Raw genomic sequence first — 18,666 nt, forward strand, 5'->3', positions numbered from 1 at the left:
CGGGCCATGCTAGGATCGGACATGCCAGAAGCCGATCTGAATCTACTCGTTGCGCTCGACGCATTGCTTGCAGACGGCAGCGTGGCCGGCGCTGCGCGTCGACTGGGATTGAGCGCCTCGGCGATGAGCCGAACCTTGACCCGGCTTCGCGAGGCGACCGGCGACCCGCTATTGGTTCGGGCGGGGCGCCGTATGGTATTGACGCCTCATGCGGAGGCGCTGCGTCAACGCACGCAGAGTGCGGTTCATGAGGCACGTGCCGTACTGCGTCCGTCAACGACGGAAGCGGATTTTTCAACGCTGCAGCGCATCTTTACGATTCGCGCCAACGACGGTTTCGTGGAGGCCCTCGGCGCTGCACTGATCGCCGCGGTAACCGCAACTGCACCGCAGGTGTGTTTGCGCTTCGCACCCAAGCTTGAGAAGACGGCGGCGCACTTGCGGGACGGCTCTGCTGACCTTGAAATCGGCGTGCTGGGCGAAATGGGCCCGGAAGTCCGCGTGCAGGCCTTGTTCCGGGATCGCTTTGTGGGTGTGGTCAGACAGGGTCATCCGCTTGCCATGGAGCGTGAGGTGACAGCCGAGCGCTACACCGCCTTCGGCCATGTCGTCGCGTCGCGACGCGGCCGCACAAGCGGACCGGTTGATGAAGCGCTGGCCGCGTTAGGGCTGCAACGAACGGTCGTCGCCGTGGTTCCGAGTTTCCCCGCCGCGCTCGCGGTGGCACGCGCCTCCGACCTGATCGCCCTCGTGCCTGCGTCCCTTCTGGGCAAACAGGCTGAATCGCAGGCATGGTCCGCATCCGCTACCGCTCATGCCTTCGAGCTTCCCGTGAAGACCGGGGAGATTACGGTATCGCAGATGTGGCATCCCCGTTTAGAGGTCGATCCGGTTCACCGCTGGCTCCGGCAACTGACGCTCACGGTGTGTCGGGAACGGCTGCCCTTGTGAAGCGGTAGCGTTCGCTGCACGGCCGTTGTCACGGGTGGGCGCGCCGGCGCCTGCGACACGGCTCCAAACCACGAATGCCACTTTCACCCCGTATGGCTGACGGACTGCATATCCGTTCGAGCCGCGCACCGATGCCGAAGACAGGTCCTTGGCGAAGAGCAGGGTGGAACTCGTACGCAGCAATGCAACCACTACGGCTGTCGAAAAGTACTGCTTCATGATGTCCGCTCCAGAGCGATGACGAAGTCACCGTTGCATTTGACTGTAGCGGGCGCAACGGCCCCTTTCGTTACGTACCGGTTACGTCGGTTTACGTGCCGCCTCGCGTCTGGACGGCGCTGCTTCTGCACAAGACGCATTCCGCGGCCTTACCTGTTCACGCTTCGTAAACCGCCGCAACCTCTGTAAGGATTGCTTGGGCTATAAGTTTGTTTTCCGTCCGCGACGCTTCATGCCATGACCACGAATTCAATCCGCCCACCCCACGATTTATTCGAACCGTGCGGGGTCACGGAGCCTTATGTGTCCCGGATGGCAAACCGCCTGCACCGAACGCTCGACTCGCTGTTTGGGCGGCTGGCGTTGCTGGTCATCGTCGTGTTGCTGCTCTCGCATTTCGCCGGATACGCGCTGTTTCGCCTCGAAGGCGATCAGATGCAAGCCCGCTATGCCGTGGAAGAGGCCGTGTTCCTCGTGGACGCCGTGCGCCAGCACATCGCCAGCACGCCTAACCTGCCGCTGCCCTCGCGGGTGCGGGTCGTCGAACTGTTGAGCGCGACCGTTCCGCCGTTGCCGACGCATACGGACACGCCGTTCAGCCGCTTTCTCGACGCGGTGCGCGAGCGGATGCCGCCGGGCACCGAGGTGCGCGTCGGCAAGCTGGGCAAGGCGCCACCTACGCTGTGGGTGCATCAATCGGGGGATCGCGACTGGATCGTGGTGCCGCTCCAGCCATTGGGGGGGCCTCGTCCGCTCGAGAATACGGTGCTATGGCTTACTCTCATCTTCGTTTCCGCCGTCATGGCAGGCCTCTTTGCGGCGTGGCAATTGCAGCAGCCGTTGCGCTCGCTCGCCAGCGCGGTGACCCGCTTTGGCCGCGGCCAGCCGGTGCCGCCGGTGACGGAACGGGGTCCGCGCGAATTGCGTCAACTGACCCATGGCTTCAACCAGATGGTCCAGGAAGTGGCGCGCACGGAGAACGATCGTGCGGTGATGCTCGCGGGGGTCGCGCATGATCTGAAGACGCCGCTCGCGCGGCTGCGCCTGCGCGCCGAGATGATGGACGAGGTCAAGGTGCGCGACGGCGTGGTGCGCGACGTCGATTCGATGACGCATATCGTCGAGCAGTTTCTGGTGTTCGCTCACGACGGCGCCGATCGCAGCGAAGCCGTCGAGGTGGATGCGCAGTGCGAGCGTGTGGTGCGCAGCTACCGGGCCGTGGGAGAGGGCGCGGCCCGCGTGCTGACCGATCTGAAGGCGGGCCCGGGCTTCCTGCTGCCGGCCGCTACGCTCGACCGCATTCTGTCCAACCTGCTCGACAACGCGCATGCCTATGGTGCGCCGCCTGTCATGGTGGCGACCACTCGCACGTCGATGGGCTACACCTTGTCGGTGCAGGACAACGGCGGCGGGATTGCGGCACAGGATCTGATCAACGCGAGCCGACCCTTCGTGCGGCTCGACCCGGCGCGCGGCGGCAGCGGTCATAGCGGGCTGGGGTTGACGATCGTCGAACGGCTGGTGCGGCGCGCCGGCGGGGAATGGGAACTCGGCAATCACGATGGCCGCGGCCTGCGGATATTGATGAGCTTCCCGCTTGCGTCTATTCCTGCGCCCATCCTGCTGGCGCCGCTCGTGCCTGAGGCGTTGGGGTAGCTCAGGTACCTGCTCAGGTACCCGGTAAGCCGGTCACCTGGCATGATGCAGGTGACCGGCTCTTCGAGGCTGTCAGCGTGGTTACCCGCGCGTGCCGTTAGAACTTGTGACGGATGCCAATGCTGACCATGTCTTGCGAACTGGTGCCTGCCACGCCATACGAACCGATGGACGCCTCGGCGCTGCTGACGGTGCCGTCGCTGTTCAACTGATCGCCACTGGCGTGTTGCCATGCGCCGACCAGGTACACGTCCGTGCGCTTCGAGAGGCTGTAATCCGCGCCGAGCGAAATCTGGTTATACGACGCGCCTGTGTCGCCGCTCGCTCTCGTGTAGCTGTAGCCGAGACCCAGCAACAGTGCCGGGGTTGCCTGGTAGTTCAGGAAAGCCTGCCCGGTGTTGTACTTCTCCGTATCCACGAACGCCGATTGGGCGTCGGCCTTATACATCGAGTTGCTGTAGCTCAGACCGAACGTGTATGGGCCTGCAACGTACTGGGCTGCGACGCGCGCAATGTTGATCGACTTGGCCGTGTCGTAGCCGGAGTTGACCGGTCCGTCGAAGGTGCCGTCCGATGTCGACGACCAGCCCGTCCGCACGGTGGTGGAGTTCGCGTTGTCCGCCACGAAGTAACCGGCGGAGAGCGCGAGCGGGCCGTTGTTATACGCCGCGGCTAACGACCACGTCTGGCCGGAGCCGGTCGAACCCGCTGTCCCGCCCAGTGCATAAAGCCCTTCGACCTGCAGGCCGCCGAACACCGGCGACACATACTTCAGCGCATTGTTGGTACGCGAGCTGTTGTCGTAGTTGTCGACGTCGCCCGCGGTCGCAAACGTGCTGCCGAAGTAGTTATCTTCGGTCATGCCCTGAACGAGGTCCACGAGCGGATCGTACTGACGGCCGGCGGTAAACGTGCCGTAACGGTCGCTCTGCAGGCCGACGTAGGCTTGGCGGCCAAACTCCGAGGTGGTGCCGTTATAGCTGCCCATCTTGCCGTTGTTCACATTGAAGCCGTCTTCCAACTGGAAAATGGCCTTCAGTCCATCGCCCAGATCTTCCGAGCCCTTCAGCCCCCAGCGGCTGCCCGACAGGTTGCCGGAATAGAGTCCAACCTGATTGCTGCCGGTCGACGTGGCGTTATGGGTGTACTGGATCGATTCATCGATGAGCCCGTACAGGGTAATGCTGTTTTGAGCGTAGGCGACTTTGACGGCCGCAACCAGCAGCGCCAGAGTCACAACGGACTTTTTCATTTGCGATTCTCCGAGGATAAGCTTGAATAGCGCAACGCGCGCTGCAATCGGATCGACTGCAACATCCGGATCCTTTCGGGCGAGCATGCGACATTGCCTTTGATATCCGGCTGACTGGCCAACGTTCGCCGGATGTCGTCATTAGCTCACACCGCTTTGCGCGAACCGTTGGCCTCGCACCACAACGGACTTACACCTCCTTTCGTGCTCCGAAGTTAGTAATTAAGGGCGGATCGCGTCGTGTCCTTGCCATGCTAATAACGCGTAAACAGCCTGAAACATCTTTCGTGGCGATCTGAACTATGCTGGGTTCTCAAGGCAGCATCTGGCTTTCCGTATCGAGAGGTATCCCTATGTATCAACGCATGTCAGTCGAACCGCTGCAAGAATCCGGAACCGCCGCGCTCCGTTTTGTCATTGGTAACAGTGCCGCACTGCTCGATGCCAATGAAATCGATAAGCTCATTCTTCAATTGGGCCAGATCCGCGCCCACATGCTGCCGGCGCCGCCGCCGCAACCGGAGGCGTCGACGAGTTACCCACTGGAAATCGACCCGTGCTGGCATGTCGACAGAACTCCGATCTTCGAGGGCGTCGTTCTTCTTCTCCGGCACGCCGGTTATGGCTGGCTCGCGTTTTCGCTGCCCCCGCCGAGTCTTTCCAGACTGGACATGGCGTTGACGGCGCAGCCGTCCATGCAGTTCGCGATGAGTTCCCTGGTCAATTGAACTGTCTTTCAGCGTGACGCGTGCAACGAGGTAAGCAACGGGGATGCGCTGCTGCGGCCCCGTCCTACTCGTAGTTGCTAAAGCGCGAGTCCTGCGGTGTTGAGGACGGCAATGGCGTGTAGCCGGGGACGCTCGCCTTGAACTGCTCGAGCAAGCCATTGTCGACCTTGGAGAATCCCTTGAGCTGCAGTTGCAGCAGCACCCGTGTGCCGCTGGTGGGCTGACCTGTGGTGTCGTCTTCTTCCGTGTACTTCTGTACTGCCAGACCCAGCGACCAGCACTGCGCGTCGTATTGAACGCCGAGCAAGCCTGCAATCAAGCGATGCGACAGCATGTCGTAGTTGATCCGGCCGACGCTTGAGAGGTGGCGAGTCAGCGGCCACTGGGCCGACACAATGACCTGATTTTCGGGCTCATCGTCAATCGTCGTGTTGTCGCGAATGTAGCGATACCCCACGTTGACGACCTCATGGTCCGCCGGCTTCCACGTTAAGCCCGCAGTGGCATCGTCGATACGGTCGTACTCTTCGTCGTACTGCGCGGACTGCTCTGCCGAAAAGCCGCGCCCGATCTTGTATGAAGCCCCAACGGTGACGTCGGCGCCGCGCAGGTCGGTTTCCGGTTCGTCGGGCACCAGCGTGACTTCCGGATTGGTGAAATAGTATTCCTGAGCAATCGTGAAGCGTGCCCGCTCGTCGCCCGTAGATGGGTCAATGAAGCGCGTCGTCAGGCCGCTCGTCAGGCGATTCAGATCGGCGACACGATCGCCGCCCACAAACGTGTTGGCCGTGAAGATTTCTGCGAGACCGAAGTCGGCCTGAGCGGTATCGAAGATCGGTGCGAACGTCTGGTTGCGATACGGTGTGTAGACGTAGTAGAGCCGCGGTTCCAGCGTCTGGATATAGTCCGTGCCGAAAATGCGGACGCTTCGCTCGAAGATCATGCCTGAGTCGAGACTCAGCGTCGGCACGTTATAACTGAAAGTCTTGGGTTGGCCGACGGGCGCGGTGCTGCTGATGGAGGACAGATCGTACGCGGCAAAGTGCCATTGCAGCTTCGGCGTAAAGAACCAGTCCGGATGCACCATCGGGTAGCTGACATACGGGTCGAACACCAGGCGGCTGCCCTGGGTGGAATCGGCGGTGGCGATGGTAAAGCGCGTCGCATCGGCGTCGGCGCCGAAATCAAAACCACCGACATTGTATTTCGCGTACTTGACGTCGATTTCCGGTTCGCGGTTGTAAGTCGGACTGGTCGTGAACGATTGCCAGTGCTGATCCCGCAGCAGCACCGACCAGGGCCCATTGTTGTAGGTCAAGCCCGCTTCCTGCTGGAACTCCGTGGTTGACGTCAGCGGGACTGCGCTGCCTTCCGCCAGGTCGGTTGTGACATTCGAATCCGATACGCGGTTGTAGTTGGCGTACACAGCAAAGCCATCACCGAGATTCTGATTGTGGACGAAGCTGATCGCATAGCGGTTGGTTTTGGTAATCGCATCGTCGGGCAGGTAAGAAGCGGTTAGGCTTCCAGAATAACTGGGAGAAAGATAGCGAAAGTTCTCCGAAAGCATTTCGCCGCGCTTCGACAGAATGCGCGGCGTGAGGGTCAGGTCATAGTTCGGTGCCAGATTGAAGTAATACGGAAGCTCGATGTCCACGCCATTCGTCGAGCTCACTGAGAAGGTGGGCGGCAGCAGACCGCTGCGGCGGTCGCCGTTGAGCGGGAACGACATCCAGGGGCTGGCGAAGATGGGTACGCCCTGGAAAAAGATGACGCCATTGCGCGCTACACCGGTATTCGTTGCATTGTCGATATCGAAACGCGAGGCTTTCACGTACCAGGCCGGATCGTCCGCGCACTGGCACGCCGTATACGTACCTTGATGGACCACCGAGCGGTCGTTGTCGACGATATCGATACGCTGCCCACTGCCTGAGCCGCCTGTCAGGTTGAAGCGATACTTCGGCGTCGTCATGTAGCCTTCCGACGCATCGATCCGCATGTGCGCCTCGGGACCGACGAAGACGTCGCCATTCCTCACGACGTGCACGTGGCCGTAGGCATCGGCCACGTCGGTATCTTCGTCGTAGTAAACGGCATCGCCTTTCACGACGGTGACGCTCGCCCGTATTTCGCCGTGGCCCTTAAGCGCGATGCCGGTGTCCGCTACGCCGTAGGCCATATCGGCCAGACCGAATTCGACCGCCGATTCGCCCGCTTGCAGCAGATGCTCCTCGAGTTGCGGCGCAAAGCGCAGACCCCAGGGGCCGTCAAGCGACTGGGGTTGCGCGGACGCGCCGCTGAGTTGCGCGTGAGCCTGAGAATAGGTGAGACTGGCTACCGCCGCGGCGATGGCTGCGAGGCGAGGCGCACGCAGACTCCAGACGATAGACGCGCGTTTCAGGTACCTGCGTAACAACCGCACCGTCATACCGGGTGGTACGCGCAGTTGATAGATCCACTTCCTGCTATCGGACAATGACTCTGGCTTCCCACAAGAATTGATTTATCACGGACGTGCGGAGCCCTCGCGGGTCCGCGCTTGGCTTCGGGCGTGATGGGTGCGCGACGCGTTGCGTTGCGTTGCGTAGACAGGCACAGTAACTTGCGCGCTCGTTTCTCGTGTTACGGGTTCGCTACGGATTCTTATCGAGGCATCCGAAGCGCGCGTTTTCACTCCTGCTATGCTGGCGTCAATTCTCATTTTGGCGACCAGGCATCCGCTATGTGTGCATCACCGTCGGGCGACCTATCCAGCACTGGCAGCGGCCGTCCGGCCGTTGCGCCGGACCCGTCCGCGAAATTCACTGAAGCGCTGAATAAAGTGTTGCCGCTGATCGACTCGCAGCTGCCTCTAGATGCAAAACTGCTAGCCGAGCTATTGCAGGTTGCCGCCGTCAGTTCTCTGGGTCTGGGGCGGCTGGTCGATGCCGAGTCTTATTGGCGCCGGTCCATCGAAGCGAACCCCGCATTCGTGGACGCGTATACGAACCTCAGTACGTTCCTGAAAGGGCAAAACCGATTGCACGACGTGGTGACGCTGCTTCGCCAATTGCTCGACGTGCGTCCTGATCTTGTCGATGTTTACAATGAGCTTGGCTCGCTGTTGCAGGATCTCGGGCGCCTGTCCGAAGCCGAGACGGCCTACCGGCAAGCGGCGTTGACGCGTCCCGAGCGCGTCGAGTTTCACTACAACCTTGCCACCGTGCTGCGTCCGCTTGGCCGTTGGAACGAAGCGGCGCAGGCGTATCAGCGGGCCATTGCCTTGCGTCCCGACTTCGTTATGGGCCACAGCAACCTCGGCAACGTGCTGAAGGAACTGGGACGTCTGCCTGAGGCAGAGGACGCCTACCGCCAGGCACTCGCCATTCACAGCGACTACCACATCGCGCGATACGGACTGGCTATGCTGCTGCTCAGCGTGGGACGCTTTGACGAAGGCTGGCGTCTATACGAAGCACGTCACGCGGACCCCATGTCGCTCCAGTACAAGACGCAGAGAGTCATAGGCCGGCCGCGTTGGCAGGGCGAACCGCTGGCGGGGAAAAAGCTACTGGTCTGGCAGGAGGGCGGCCTCGGCGACGCGATTCATTTTGGCCGCTATCTTCCGCTGCTCAAAGCACAAGGCGCCGCGCAGATTGCGTTTGTCTGCGCGCCATCGTTGCACCGGCTGTTTGCGACGGTCGAAGGGGTGGATGTGCTGCTGACCCATGAGGCCGGATGGGCAGCGTCGGCGCAGTACGATTACTGGATGAGCCCAATGAGTGCGCCGCTTTATATGCGCACGACGGTGGATACGATTCCGCCGCCGGTTCAACTGAAGCTTGAATCGTCGCTCGTGGAAGTCTGGCGCGCGCGTCTTGCCGCTCTTCCTCCGGGACGCAGGATTGGCCTCGTATGGAAGGGCAATGCCCAACATCAGAACGACGCCCACCGGTCGCTCGAATCGCTCACGATGCTGGCGCCGCTCTGGCGCGTGCCTGGACTCAGCTTCGTGAGTCTGCAAAAGGGCGAGGACGAAGCCCAGTCGCCGCCCGTCGATCAGCCGTTGCTGCATCTCGGTTCAGAGGTGACGGACATGGCCGATAGCGCTGCCGTCATCGCGCAACTGGACCTTGTGATCTGCGTGGATACGTCGATTGCGCATCTCGCCGCGTCGGTCGGAACGCCGTGCTGGGTGATGTTGCCGGCTGAGGAAATCGACTGGCGCTGGATGCATGGACGCACCGACTCTCCCTGGTATCCCGAGACGATTCGTCTGTTCCGCCAGCCTTTGGGCGCGAAGTGGTCCGAGCTGATCGAACAGGTACGGCAAGCGTGCAGCAGTGGCGACTTGTGACGACGTATGGCAAGATCGCGATGATCTCTCAATCACGTTAGGCTTCGCGCAGGCCTGCACACTTCAGGAGACCTCATGTTCGACCACGTCAAATTCGGAGTCAGCGACTATGCAGCGAGCAAAGCGTTCTTCGTCAAGGCACTCGAACCGATCGGCGTAGCGGTGATCGCGGAGGGGGTGCCGACGTACGGTGTCGAGCTTAGCCCGCCGGGTAAGGCTTCATTGTGCCTGTATCAGAGTGAGGAGAAGCCGGCGCATCTTCACCTGGCGTTCACTGCCGAGAATCGCCAGCAAGTCGACGCTTTTTATCGCGCAGCGCTGGAAACGGGCGGCAAAGACAATGGTGCGCCGGGTCTGCGCCCGCATTACCACGCGAACTACTATGCCGCTTTTGTCATTGGTCCGGACGGGCACAACATCGAAGTGGTCTGCCATCAACCCGAGGCCTGATCCTTTCATCAAGCGGACTCGCCAGGCCAGGCTGCGTGCTGCCGATCGCAGCCTGGCATAAGCCGACTGTAGGCTCTTACAATTCGATCACAGTCCCGGCGTCGTCAAAGTAATAAATGTTTTCGTGCTTGAAGCCCCAGGGCCCGCCGCGCTCGCCTATATGAGGTTCGAAGGTGAAACATCCTGCCTCTCCCAGACGGCGACGATTCCCAGCTTCGATATACAACCGGTCGTCTCTGTGCCGGCAAATGCTGTGGCCCACGTTACCGAGAAAGTCGAGGTTCTCGAATCCTTCCAGACGGATCTGCTCGTTGGCGAATTCGTACAGATCGTGAAACGAGGTATCCGGCTGGACAAACAGACGCATCCTCTGATGTAGACGGCTTTCGGTTTCGTACCCGGATCTGAACTCCGAAGGGATGGGCGCGAGGCGTGCTACGCCTTCTTCGATGTAAAACGAGCGCGCACAGTCGCCCCAGATATCCCCGCTTCGCGGACTGAGGTCGACGGTCACAAGATTTTTCAGGCCGACAGGTTCGCTGCTGGGCTCGTACACTCGCCCCGACAACGAAGCCTTGCTGCGAGAACCCAGTAAAACAAACGCGGGACAGTCGTAATACCACGTGTCCGAATAGCCGCGTTCGGCGAGCATCGCGGTCGCTGTCGATGCGATCGAAGACTCTGTGGACTCGGGTGTTATGTATTCAACCAGCCGTTGCAATACCTCTTTGGCCGCGGCTTGAACCGGTTTATTCAATGGGATCGGCAAGACAGGCTCCGTTGTTGCAATCTGGGCGGACGGGATGGATTGACGTCGAGCGGATAGGGGGCGTCGAATCGACGATAGTCCAAACACTGTGGAACGAAAGATTTTGCAAGACGAGGGCGCATAGAAATGCAATGCACCGTATCGTACTCTTGGTCGCACGGGGTTTCCTGTTGTTGCACGCGAGCGTGGAAACGCCGTTTCCACGCAGTGTCTTCGTCGAAATGCGTTCCTGGCACTGCGGCGACGGGCTATTCCCGAGTTGAGAGACGCTTGACCCGGTTACAACACATTACGGAGAATTGATCATGAAGAATGCGCTTATTGCTTCGCTGCTGATGTTGGCCGGTTCAATGGCATATGCTCAATCGCAAAACAATGGAGACGGCGGAGGAGGTCAGTTTCACGGCAACCCGGCAATCGCCGCGGCTTGCGACGGGAAGCCGGTGGGTACAAAAGTTTCGGTGACGCTTAGGGATGGACAGCCTCACGAAATAGAATGTGGAATGCATCATCGCCCCCAACCGCAAGATGGCGGAAATTCCGGAGCAGCTAACCCAGCGCAGTAAGGGCAGGTCCGACTACGCTGTCGCCACAAAAGAGTACAGACAAGAGATAAGACGCCGTATGAAAAAGCCCGTCCGCGTAGGTGAAACGATGAAAACGAAGCTGGGGGCCGCGATTGCAGCGGTATTGATCGCAGGCGTGCTCACCGGTTGCGCCGATGTGCCTGACAAGAACACGCCGGAGGCCGGGACCTACGGCACCTACCCTAAGGACTACAAGGCTCTGATCGATGCCTATCAGCAGACGACGTTCAAGGAACCTTCAAGCGCCGTGGTGCAATATCTGAATGAACCGTCGACAGGATGGACGCGAACTGCACCCGGAGCGCCTGCCGTGTTCGGTTATCGCGTGTGCCTGATAGTCAATACGAAAAACAGTTACAGCGGCGATGTCGGCAACCTGCTCACCGAGGTTTTCATCCGCAATGAAAAGGTGATGAGTTACCGCGTCGCCGATCATTCGAGCAGTGCATACGACGCCGTCGTGCAGAGTGCGTGCGACTCGGCCAGCCCCAAATGAAGCGCGTGCACGCCATAAGGCACTCACTACCCGTGCTATTGATCGCCTGCGACTGCCGTTCCGTTCGGGCGGATCAGCGAGTCGCCTTGAAAGACGTGATACGGCGACTCTTCGAGATCCATGTGATCGGGGACAGGTAATCCGTAGCCGCATCCCTCGGCCGATAGTCTGGGAACCGTTTCCCGAGGGCGCGCGGCCCATCTCGGGACTCCGTGACGACCAAAATGGCGCGATACCAGAAAGGTGCTCAACACGGCCATGAAGCTAGACCCGTGCCGAGATACTGCTCAGTCACCGCCGCCATGCACATCTGAAAAAATAAATGCGGACGATTGTCGAATTCGGTGGGCGCCATTCGTCAACCTGATGAGTTGCTAAACATGCTCATAGAGAGGATGGAAACCAAATGAAATTTCTTCTGACGTCCGGCGGCATCACCAACGCGAGCATTCACGCCGCACTGGTGGATCTGTTGGGCAAGCCTATCGCCGAGTGCAGCGCGCTCTTCATTCCTACTGCCATGTATGCCTATCCGCGCCATGCTGCCATGGCGTGGCAGGCGTTCGCTGGAAAAGCGCGAAGTCCATTGTGCGAACTGGGCTGGAAGTCGCTGGGCGTTCTGGAACTCACCGCATTGCCGAGCCTCTCTAAAAAAGATTGGATCCCCCTGGTGGAAGAGACGGATGCCCTGTTGGTGTGGGGCGGTGACCCTGTCTATCTCGCTGACTGGATGCGTCGTTCCGGCCTCGCCGAGCTATTGCCTTCACTGCGAGATGAACTGGTTTACGTGGGCGTTAGCGCCGGTAGCATGGCGGTGTCTTCGACATTTTCGGAAAACTACACCCAGCCGCCCAGTGGTAATCGCGATGCGCTGATGTCTGAGAACTTTTCGTTCGCAACTGCAGAGGGCGAGGTTGCAAGCCTGCTCGTCACCGCTCACGGAGCAGGTTGGGTCGACTTTGCATTGATCCCGCATTTCGACAATCCGGCTCATCCGGATGCCTCCTTGGAGAATGCTGAAAAATGGGCCGCCAGGATACCGCTGCCGGTCTATGCCATTGATGATCAGACCGCCATCGCGGTGAGCGATGGTGCAGTCCAGGTCGTTTCCGAAGGTCAGTGGAAATTGTTTTTGCCCGTTGCGTAGGGGGGCCGTGCGTGGCGAAAAAAGCGCAAATGGTGCCTTTGTTTCAAAGGAGACTCCCTGGTTTAACTAGACGCGGTGAACCGGCCGGCGCTGCCTCAATTTGCTCACTGATGAAGGCGAGCAGGAGTTCGCTGAGCCGAACCGGCTGCTCCTGTTGGATCCAGTGACCGGCGCCGTCTATCAGCTCGATGCCACCCATTCTCGTCGCCGCTTTCATCCTCATAAGATCGAGCGCGCCCGGCGCCGAATAGGTGCCCCAATCGCTCTTCCCGCCAATGAAGAGCGAAGGGACATCGATCGTCTTGCCCGAAAACAGGCGTAACTCGGCGTTCAGGTCAGGATCGGACAAGACGCGATAAGCCTGCAGGGCGCCCTGAAACCCAGTGCGGCCATACTCCTCCGTGTACACCCCAAGTTCCAGTTCGGTGAGCCATTTGCAGGCCAGGACCTCGGCGGCCGAAGGTTGGAATGGAGCAACGGTCTCGGGCATCGTCCTGCCGAGATCCATGACGTAATAGGTGGGCATTTGTGCAAGTTCTGCGGCGGTTAGCGCGTTCAACGGATGCGGCTTATTCCCCGGCCAGTCGGCGCTCTTGACGTAGAAAAATGCACGAAGAAACGCGTGTAAGCCTTGAGGGGGCTGCCACATGTCCTGGTTCGCCTTCCGTGTGCTCAGGTATTGCTGGTAATACTCTCTCGGCGGGTTGAGCGCCGCCAGCGCGGCCGCCAGGTTTTGAGTGCCAGTGTTCGGTTGAACCGACGATCCCTCGCTTTCCGCAATGTTAAAGGGAAGCGTCGGCGGACCGGGGAACGGTGCGCTCATCAGCACCACCGAGGGAAAGACGTCAGGTCGGGCCAGCGCACAATAGGCCGCCACGGGCGAGCCGAGGTCGTGCCCGACAAGCATTGCCGTACGCCGATACCCCAACGCCAAAACCAATCCGAGGGCGTCGCGCGTCATATTCAAGAGGCTGAAGGGCGCTAGCTGGGCGTCATAGTCGTTCACCCAACCGGTGGTACGGCCAAAACCCCGCTGGTCGGGCGCCACGACATGGTAGCCGGCGTCAGCCAGAAGCGGGATCAGGTGTCGCCAGCCGTAAGCCAAATCGGGAAAACCATGCAGAAGCAATGCGAGCGGCCGGCCGGGGTGTTCGTAACCGGCCTCGAGAATATGGACATCAAGGCCGTTGACCCCATGGATCATGCGCGAGCGGACCCCCTTGGGAAGCGTTCCCTCGCCATATGTTGATGTGGTCAAATCAATTCCTCCTATGGGGTTTGCGCGGGCGGATCGAATTAAAGCCGCAACGAGGCTGATCGCGCCCATCGCTAAGACGGCTCGTCGGGACGCCGATGGCTTGAAGCTAAGTGGATGACTCATGACGGAACGTACCGTCCGCTTGCAAGCGCTGTCTTCAGCTTCAGCGAAAACCCACGCGGCAAACAATTCGCAAGGCGGCCGGGCAATCGAGGACGATCAGCCCCGACACGAAGGCGCTCTGCGTACGGTGAGCGAGCAAACCCGCACGTTTCGTCTTCATTGACTCCTGCCGCAATCTGGGCAGGCCGCGCATCGCTGAACGAACCTTCCTGGCTGGCGATTGGGTCGGGGCGCATCACCGGACTCCTAATATGGTGATCACCATAGTATGTCAATCACCATAGAATCATCAAGCGAAACGTGCTATGTTTCCGGCATGCCACGTAAGACTGACGCCCGCGCTCGCGCGATTGCCACGGCCGAACGACTGTTTCGCATCCAGGGCTACACTGCGACGGGATTGATCCAGATCCTTGAAGAAAGCGGTGCGCCTAAAGGATCGTTCTACTTTCACTTTCCACGCGGCAAGGCACAACTCGCAGAAGAAGCAATCGATAATTACATTGCGAATCGAATTGCTGTATTACGGGACGTCTCGGCGAATACGACGGGTGACGCCCTGAATTTTGTCCATCAGATTTTCAGGACATTCGCGGCCGAAATGGTCGCCTCTGATTTCCAGTATGGATGTCTAATGCAAAATCTGGCGAATGAGTTGCCTGCGCTCGACGCTGAGCTGACCAAACGGGTAGCGCGCGGATTTGTTGAGTCGACCGAGATTATTGCGGAGCATTTTAGGGGGTGCGGTTTTGCTCCCGCGCGCGCGTCCTCTACCGCAGCCGCATTGGTAGCAGCCCTCGAAGGCGCGCGGACGATCGCCCGCCTGGAACGCACGCCGGCTATATTCGAGGCGCTGGCAGACGTTAGTGTCCAACGGTGGGTTGCCTCCGAGGGGTGATCCGGTCCAATGTTCCCGGTCGGACGCAAGTCGAACTGGCCGTCGGGCTCACGACGGCTGAACGGCGGCTTCTTGCAGTTCAGCGCACATTGGGAGCCAAAAAATTGCGGGGGAGATGGGCTATCTCTCCCCGCGACGGGAACGCTCCAGTACGTCCACGATTCGCCGTGGACGACAATGCGCGGATCGTGCCCTGCATCAGTGTTGATGGGATCTATTTCCGGATCAACACAGTCTTCGGGTTGGTGAAAAGCAGCCGCCCTTCGAAGCCATGCTCCGTGCCCAGGCCAGACTGCTTGTGGCCTCCGAACGGAATATCGACCCCTTGGGTGTGGATTTCATTCACCCATACCATGCCCGTTTCCAGACGGTTTGCGACAGCAACTGCTGCCGCCGTATCGCGCCCCCACACCGACCCACCCAATCCAAAAGGGCTGTTGTTCGCACGCGCGATCGCATCTTCTACATCATCGTAAGCGATGATCGGGACAATCGGACCGAACTGCTCTTCCTGCACAATCCTGGCGCTTTCGGGCGGGTTGTCGACCACGGTGACCGGGATGAAGTAGCCGGGCAGGTTCTCGTCGACGTCGCCGCCAAGGACGATGTTTTGGCCATTGGCCTTAATGTCATCGATGAAGGCTTTTACCTTGTCGAACTGCATCTTGTTCTGGACCGGACCAACAGTGACCTCATGATCGAGACCGTCGCCCAGCTTTTGCTGCCGTGCGTAGTGAATGAACGCCTGCACGAATTCCTTGTGAAACGAGCGATGGACATAGAGTCGTTTGATGCCGACACACCACTGCCCCGAGTTTCCAACTGCTCCCCAGAACAGTTGCGGGATGATTGACCTGTAGTCCGCATCTGGAAGTATGATCGCAGCGTCATTGCCGCCCAATTCCAGAGTCACACGCTTCACGGTACCTGCGGCTGCACGCAGCACGTGCTTCCCGGTTTCCGTCGAACCGGTGAAGCTTATCTTGGCGATGTCTGGATGATGGGTCAGTTGCGGGCCGAGCTCGTTGCCTCCTGAGACGATGGAAAGCACGCCGGGCGGCAGTATGGACTGGGCAATCTGCCCGAAACGCAGCGCAGAGAGTGGCGTGAATGGCGAAGGCTTGATCACCATCGTGTTGCCGGTGATCAGCGCCGGCGCTACTTTCCAGAGCGCGAGCAGCACCGGGAAATTCCATGGCGTGATTGCGCCGATCACGCCAAGCGGCGTGTGATGCAGTTCAACGATGTGTTCGGCGGTCTCCTCGACAACTTCTACGAGGATGCGGCGCTCGGCGATCTGGCGGATCCACGAGATCGACTGGTCAACCTCCGGCTCGGCCATGGTCCTGAGCGGTTTGCCCTGTTCCTGTGTGAGCAGGCGTGCCAGCTCGTCGCGGTGGGCTTCAAGTGCGTCGGCATAGGCGTTCATGTATTTCTGACGACCGTCATAGCCTAGTGCCGACCAGCTTTTGAACGCAATTTTGGCTGCGGCAATGGCTGCGTCGAGTTGCTCGGCCGTCGCCGCGGGTGCTTCGGCTAGCACTTTGCCAGTGGCCGGATTGATGACATCGAAGCTGTTTTTCGATTCGACGAGCTTGCCGGCGATGCTGAGATAGTACGGGCCGTCAAAAACGCCGTTGGGTTGAGTTGTTTGAGGTAATGCAGACATGTACGATTCTCCGGTGAGTACTTTCCGTTGATTCCCGCGGTCGGGAACTGACCGCTCGGGAGATAAGCGCGGCGCGCAATACGCGGCGCCGCTGCGACTGATTGGTGTGCTGCGCGACGTTCGCGTCCTCTGGCCATCCTGCATCGACGACGGCCGGCCAAGGTCGCGATTTCACGCAAACGCTGGTTGGTTCCTGACGCTCGGACGTTCCCGCATTTTCGTGTACCAGGCTAGAAGTGCTTCGCACTCCTCAGGCACCGGCAGCTTCACGATCGACGCGAAGACCAGGCCACCAATGACGGTGATGTCGGCCATCGAGAAAGCATCCCCTGCGACAAACGGCTGCTTTTTCAAAACGTCATTGAAGTAGTGCATGCCTCTCAAGGCTTTGTCGCGCTGACGAAACCCCCATTCGGCGTTCTGATAGCGCTCGACGTTGGGCCCGAGCCCTGGCGTGGCGTGGTGGAAATAGACACTGATGGCGTCGAGCAACTCCAGCTCGGCTCGCTTGCTCATCATGTGGATCACGCCCTTTTCGAACGGTGTTCTGCCGGTCAGCGTGGGTGCACCATCGAGCGTATCGAGGTATTCGGTAATGGCGGTGCATTCCGCGATACAGGTTCCGTCGTTGAGTTCGAGGACCGGCAGCGTGCCTGAATAGTTTTTCCCGGAGATGAACTCGGGCGTTTTGTGCTCACCCTTGTAAAGATCGACCATCACGAACTCGACATGCGATTGCAGATTTTTCTCGGCGAGAGCGATACGGACGCGTGTCGGATAAGGCCCTTTGGGGAAATCGTAAATCGTCATGATTGGGAGTTTGGCTAAATCGAAATTGATGCTGCTGGTTGTCATGTTTGCCTCTCTAAGCGGTCTGTTACATGCGTCCGGACGTATGGGAGGCATGGATCGCCTCCCTACCTAACGTTCGTTAGGTTTACGATAGGGGGTATAATTGCATCTGTCAACAGTCATTCCAGCTTGCGGAGGCGGTAGCAGTGAAGAACAACTCGGGCTTGAGTTCCAGGGAGCAAATCCTGATGGCCGCCACAAAGATTGCGCAGGCGCACGGCTATGGCGGCTTGAATTTTCGTGATCTCGCTGAAGATGTCGGCATCAAGGCTGCGAGCATCTACCATCACTTCGCAAGCAAGGCCGAGCTCGGCGCAGCGGTAGCGAAGCGCTATTGGGAGGACTCAGGAGCTACTCTGGATGCACTTTTGGCCGGATCCGCAAATCCGATCGACTGCCTGCGCCACTACCCCGATACGTTTCGCAAGGCGCTTGAGAGCGGTAATCGCATATGCCTCTGCAGCTTCATGGCCGCGGAAACTGATGACCTGCCAGAAATGGTGACGAGAGAAGTCCAGACCTTTGCGGATGTGAATGTTGCGTGGCTGAGTAAGGTGCTATCCGCCGCGGGCGTCGTCAGCTCCGAAGATAGCGAACGGCGTGCTCGCGCCATCTTCGCGGCCGTGGCAGGCGCTCAGCTTATTGCCAGGAGTCGCTCGGATATTTCTCTATATGACGGCTTAATTGAAAGCTATCGCGTTGCGGGTCTTCTGCCGGCTTAACAGTGGCGAGAAAATCGGTCCATGTGGATTTTCGGATCCACGAAGTGCGGACGACCGCTTTTTCCGCAGGAGCAGACCCACGAACGTCGGATCAGGCGTCAGCCTCAAGGTCGCCTCATGCTGCGAAGCCGAGTTCGACAAATGTCCGAATCTGCGGCAACTCGCGATAACGGCCGACCTTCGGGCGGTCTTGCGGATCGGGCGGACTACCGTGACTCAAAACGATCAACGGAAACGGTCCGGGGCCATCAGGCATATAGGTGGTCGCGACTATGTCACGTTCGTGATCGCCAAAGAGTCCGTGCTCGGTCATCGGCACCTTGACGACCGTTTCGTGGAGGTCCGTTGCGATAGGTTGGGGCTCGTCGGCAGCGCGCGCAAGACTGGAAACAGAAGTGATCAATGCGCCTGAGATCATTAATTTGATCAGACGGACGCGAATCTGATTTCGGCAAGCGATTGGTCCCATGTGTTATTTCTGATTAACCTTGCGTCAAGATTTTTGTTGTCGCGGCGTAAGGCACGTGCGGATTCCAAGCCTTTTTGTACT

General features: G+C 59.6%; 17 protein-coding genes. 10 read left to right on the forward strand and 7 right to left on the reverse strand.

The window, feature by feature from the left end; all coding sequences use genetic code 11:
- The first annotated feature begins 21 nt into the window (after positions 1–21).
- Positions 22–951: a LysR family transcriptional regulator gene (locus BUS12_RS04745; protein WP_074294475.1), complete on the forward strand. Its 930-nt coding sequence runs from the start codon at positions 22–24 to the stop codon at positions 949–951.
- A 543-nt stretch (positions 952–1,494) separates the two neighbouring features.
- Positions 1,495–2,826, forward strand: a complete 1,332-nt coding sequence (locus tag BUS12_RS04750) for an ATP-binding protein (RefSeq protein ID WP_074297094.1) — start codon at positions 1,495–1,497, stop codon at positions 2,824–2,826.
- Between the two features lie 97 nt (positions 2,827–2,923).
- Here the strand turns inward: BUS12_RS04750 and BUS12_RS04755 are convergent, their stop codons facing one another.
- A complete protein-coding gene (locus tag BUS12_RS04755) occupies positions 2,924–4,078 on the reverse strand; it encodes a porin (protein ID WP_074297096.1) in 1,155 nt (384 codons plus the stop codon).
- Between the two features lie 353 nt (positions 4,079–4,431).
- On the opposite strand from BUS12_RS04755, the gene BUS12_RS04760 reads away from it, so the two are divergent.
- Positions 4,432–4,806, forward strand: a complete 375-nt coding sequence (locus tag BUS12_RS04760; RefSeq protein ID WP_074294476.1) for a hypothetical protein — start codon at positions 4,432–4,434, stop codon at positions 4,804–4,806.
- Between the two features lie 64 nt (positions 4,807–4,870).
- Here BUS12_RS04760 and BUS12_RS04765 read toward each other — a convergent pair whose 3' ends face one another.
- On the reverse strand, positions 4,871–7,237 hold the full coding sequence (locus tag BUS12_RS04765) for an LPS-assembly protein LptD (RefSeq protein ID WP_083640245.1): 2,367 nt from the start codon (positions 7,235–7,237) through the stop codon (positions 4,871–4,873).
- 294 nt (positions 7,238–7,531) lie between these two features.
- Between BUS12_RS04765 and BUS12_RS04770 the strand changes: the two genes are divergently transcribed.
- Complete coding sequence (locus tag BUS12_RS04770) at positions 7,532–9,145, forward strand: tetratricopeptide repeat protein (RefSeq protein ID WP_074294477.1); 1,614 nt, start codon at positions 7,532–7,534, stop codon at positions 9,143–9,145.
- A 75-nt stretch (positions 9,146–9,220) separates the two neighbouring features.
- Complete coding sequence (locus BUS12_RS04775) at positions 9,221–9,595, forward strand: VOC family protein (protein ID WP_074294478.1); 375 nt, start codon at positions 9,221–9,223, stop codon at positions 9,593–9,595.
- Between the two features lie 76 nt (positions 9,596–9,671).
- Here BUS12_RS04775 and BUS12_RS04780 read toward each other — a convergent pair whose 3' ends face one another.
- Entirely contained in the window at positions 9,672–10,364 is a 693-nt protein-coding gene (locus tag BUS12_RS04780) for a M24 family metallopeptidase (RefSeq protein WP_216352691.1), read from the reverse strand.
- 305 nt (positions 10,365–10,669) lie between these two features.
- Between BUS12_RS04780 and BUS12_RS38015 the strand changes: the two genes are divergently transcribed.
- From BUS12_RS38015 to BUS12_RS04790, 3 genes are all read left to right on the forward strand, one after another.
- On the forward strand, positions 10,670–10,930 hold the full coding sequence (locus BUS12_RS38015) for a hypothetical protein (RefSeq protein WP_143788257.1): 261 nt from the start codon (positions 10,670–10,672) through the stop codon (positions 10,928–10,930).
- Positions 10,931–10,988: 58 nt separating this feature from the next.
- Entirely contained in the window at positions 10,989–11,447 is a 459-nt protein-coding gene (locus BUS12_RS04785; RefSeq protein ID WP_143788258.1) for a hypothetical protein, read from the forward strand.
- A 406-nt stretch (positions 11,448–11,853) separates the two neighbouring features.
- Entirely contained in the window at positions 11,854–12,594 is a 741-nt protein-coding gene (locus BUS12_RS04790) for a Type 1 glutamine amidotransferase-like domain-containing protein (protein WP_074294480.1), read from the forward strand.
- 43 nt (positions 12,595–12,637) lie between these two features.
- Here BUS12_RS04790 and BUS12_RS04795 read toward each other — a convergent pair whose 3' ends face one another.
- A complete protein-coding gene (locus tag BUS12_RS04795; RefSeq protein WP_074294481.1) occupies positions 12,638–13,798 on the reverse strand; it encodes an alpha/beta fold hydrolase in 1,161 nt (386 codons plus the stop codon).
- Positions 13,799–14,243: 445 nt separating this feature from the next.
- Here BUS12_RS04795 and BUS12_RS04800 point away from each other — a divergent pair, with 445 nt between their 5' ends.
- Positions 14,244–14,873, forward strand: coding sequence for a TetR/AcrR family transcriptional regulator (locus BUS12_RS04800; protein ID WP_074294482.1), 630 nt, complete (start codon positions 14,244–14,246; stop codon positions 14,871–14,873).
- A 214-nt stretch (positions 14,874–15,087) separates the two neighbouring features.
- Here the strand turns inward: BUS12_RS04800 and BUS12_RS04805 are convergent, their stop codons facing one another.
- On the reverse strand, positions 15,088–16,542 hold the full coding sequence (locus BUS12_RS04805; protein WP_074294483.1) for an aldehyde dehydrogenase family protein: 1,455 nt from the start codon (positions 16,540–16,542) through the stop codon (positions 15,088–15,090).
- A gap of 171 nt (positions 16,543–16,713) precedes the next feature.
- Positions 16,714–17,397, reverse strand: a complete 684-nt coding sequence (locus BUS12_RS04810; RefSeq protein WP_074294484.1) for a glutathione S-transferase — start codon at positions 17,395–17,397, stop codon at positions 16,714–16,716.
- A 185-nt stretch (positions 17,398–17,582) separates the two neighbouring features.
- Between BUS12_RS04810 and BUS12_RS04815 the strand changes: the two genes are divergently transcribed.
- Complete coding sequence (locus BUS12_RS04815) at positions 17,583–18,116, forward strand: TetR/AcrR family transcriptional regulator (RefSeq protein WP_437123867.1); 534 nt, start codon at positions 17,583–17,585, stop codon at positions 18,114–18,116.
- Positions 18,117–18,231: 115 nt separating this feature from the next.
- On the opposite strand, the gene BUS12_RS04820 is transcribed toward BUS12_RS04815, so the two are convergent.
- Complete coding sequence (locus tag BUS12_RS04820; RefSeq protein ID WP_143788260.1) at positions 18,232–18,519, reverse strand: alpha/beta hydrolase; 288 nt, start codon at positions 18,517–18,519, stop codon at positions 18,232–18,234.
- Between the last annotated feature and the right edge of the window lie 147 nt (positions 18,520–18,666).

It is taken from the genome of Paraburkholderia phenazinium (genome assembly GCF_900142845.1).
GTDB classification, from domain to species: Bacteria; Pseudomonadota; Gammaproteobacteria; order Burkholderiales; family Burkholderiaceae; genus Paraburkholderia; species Paraburkholderia phenazinium_A.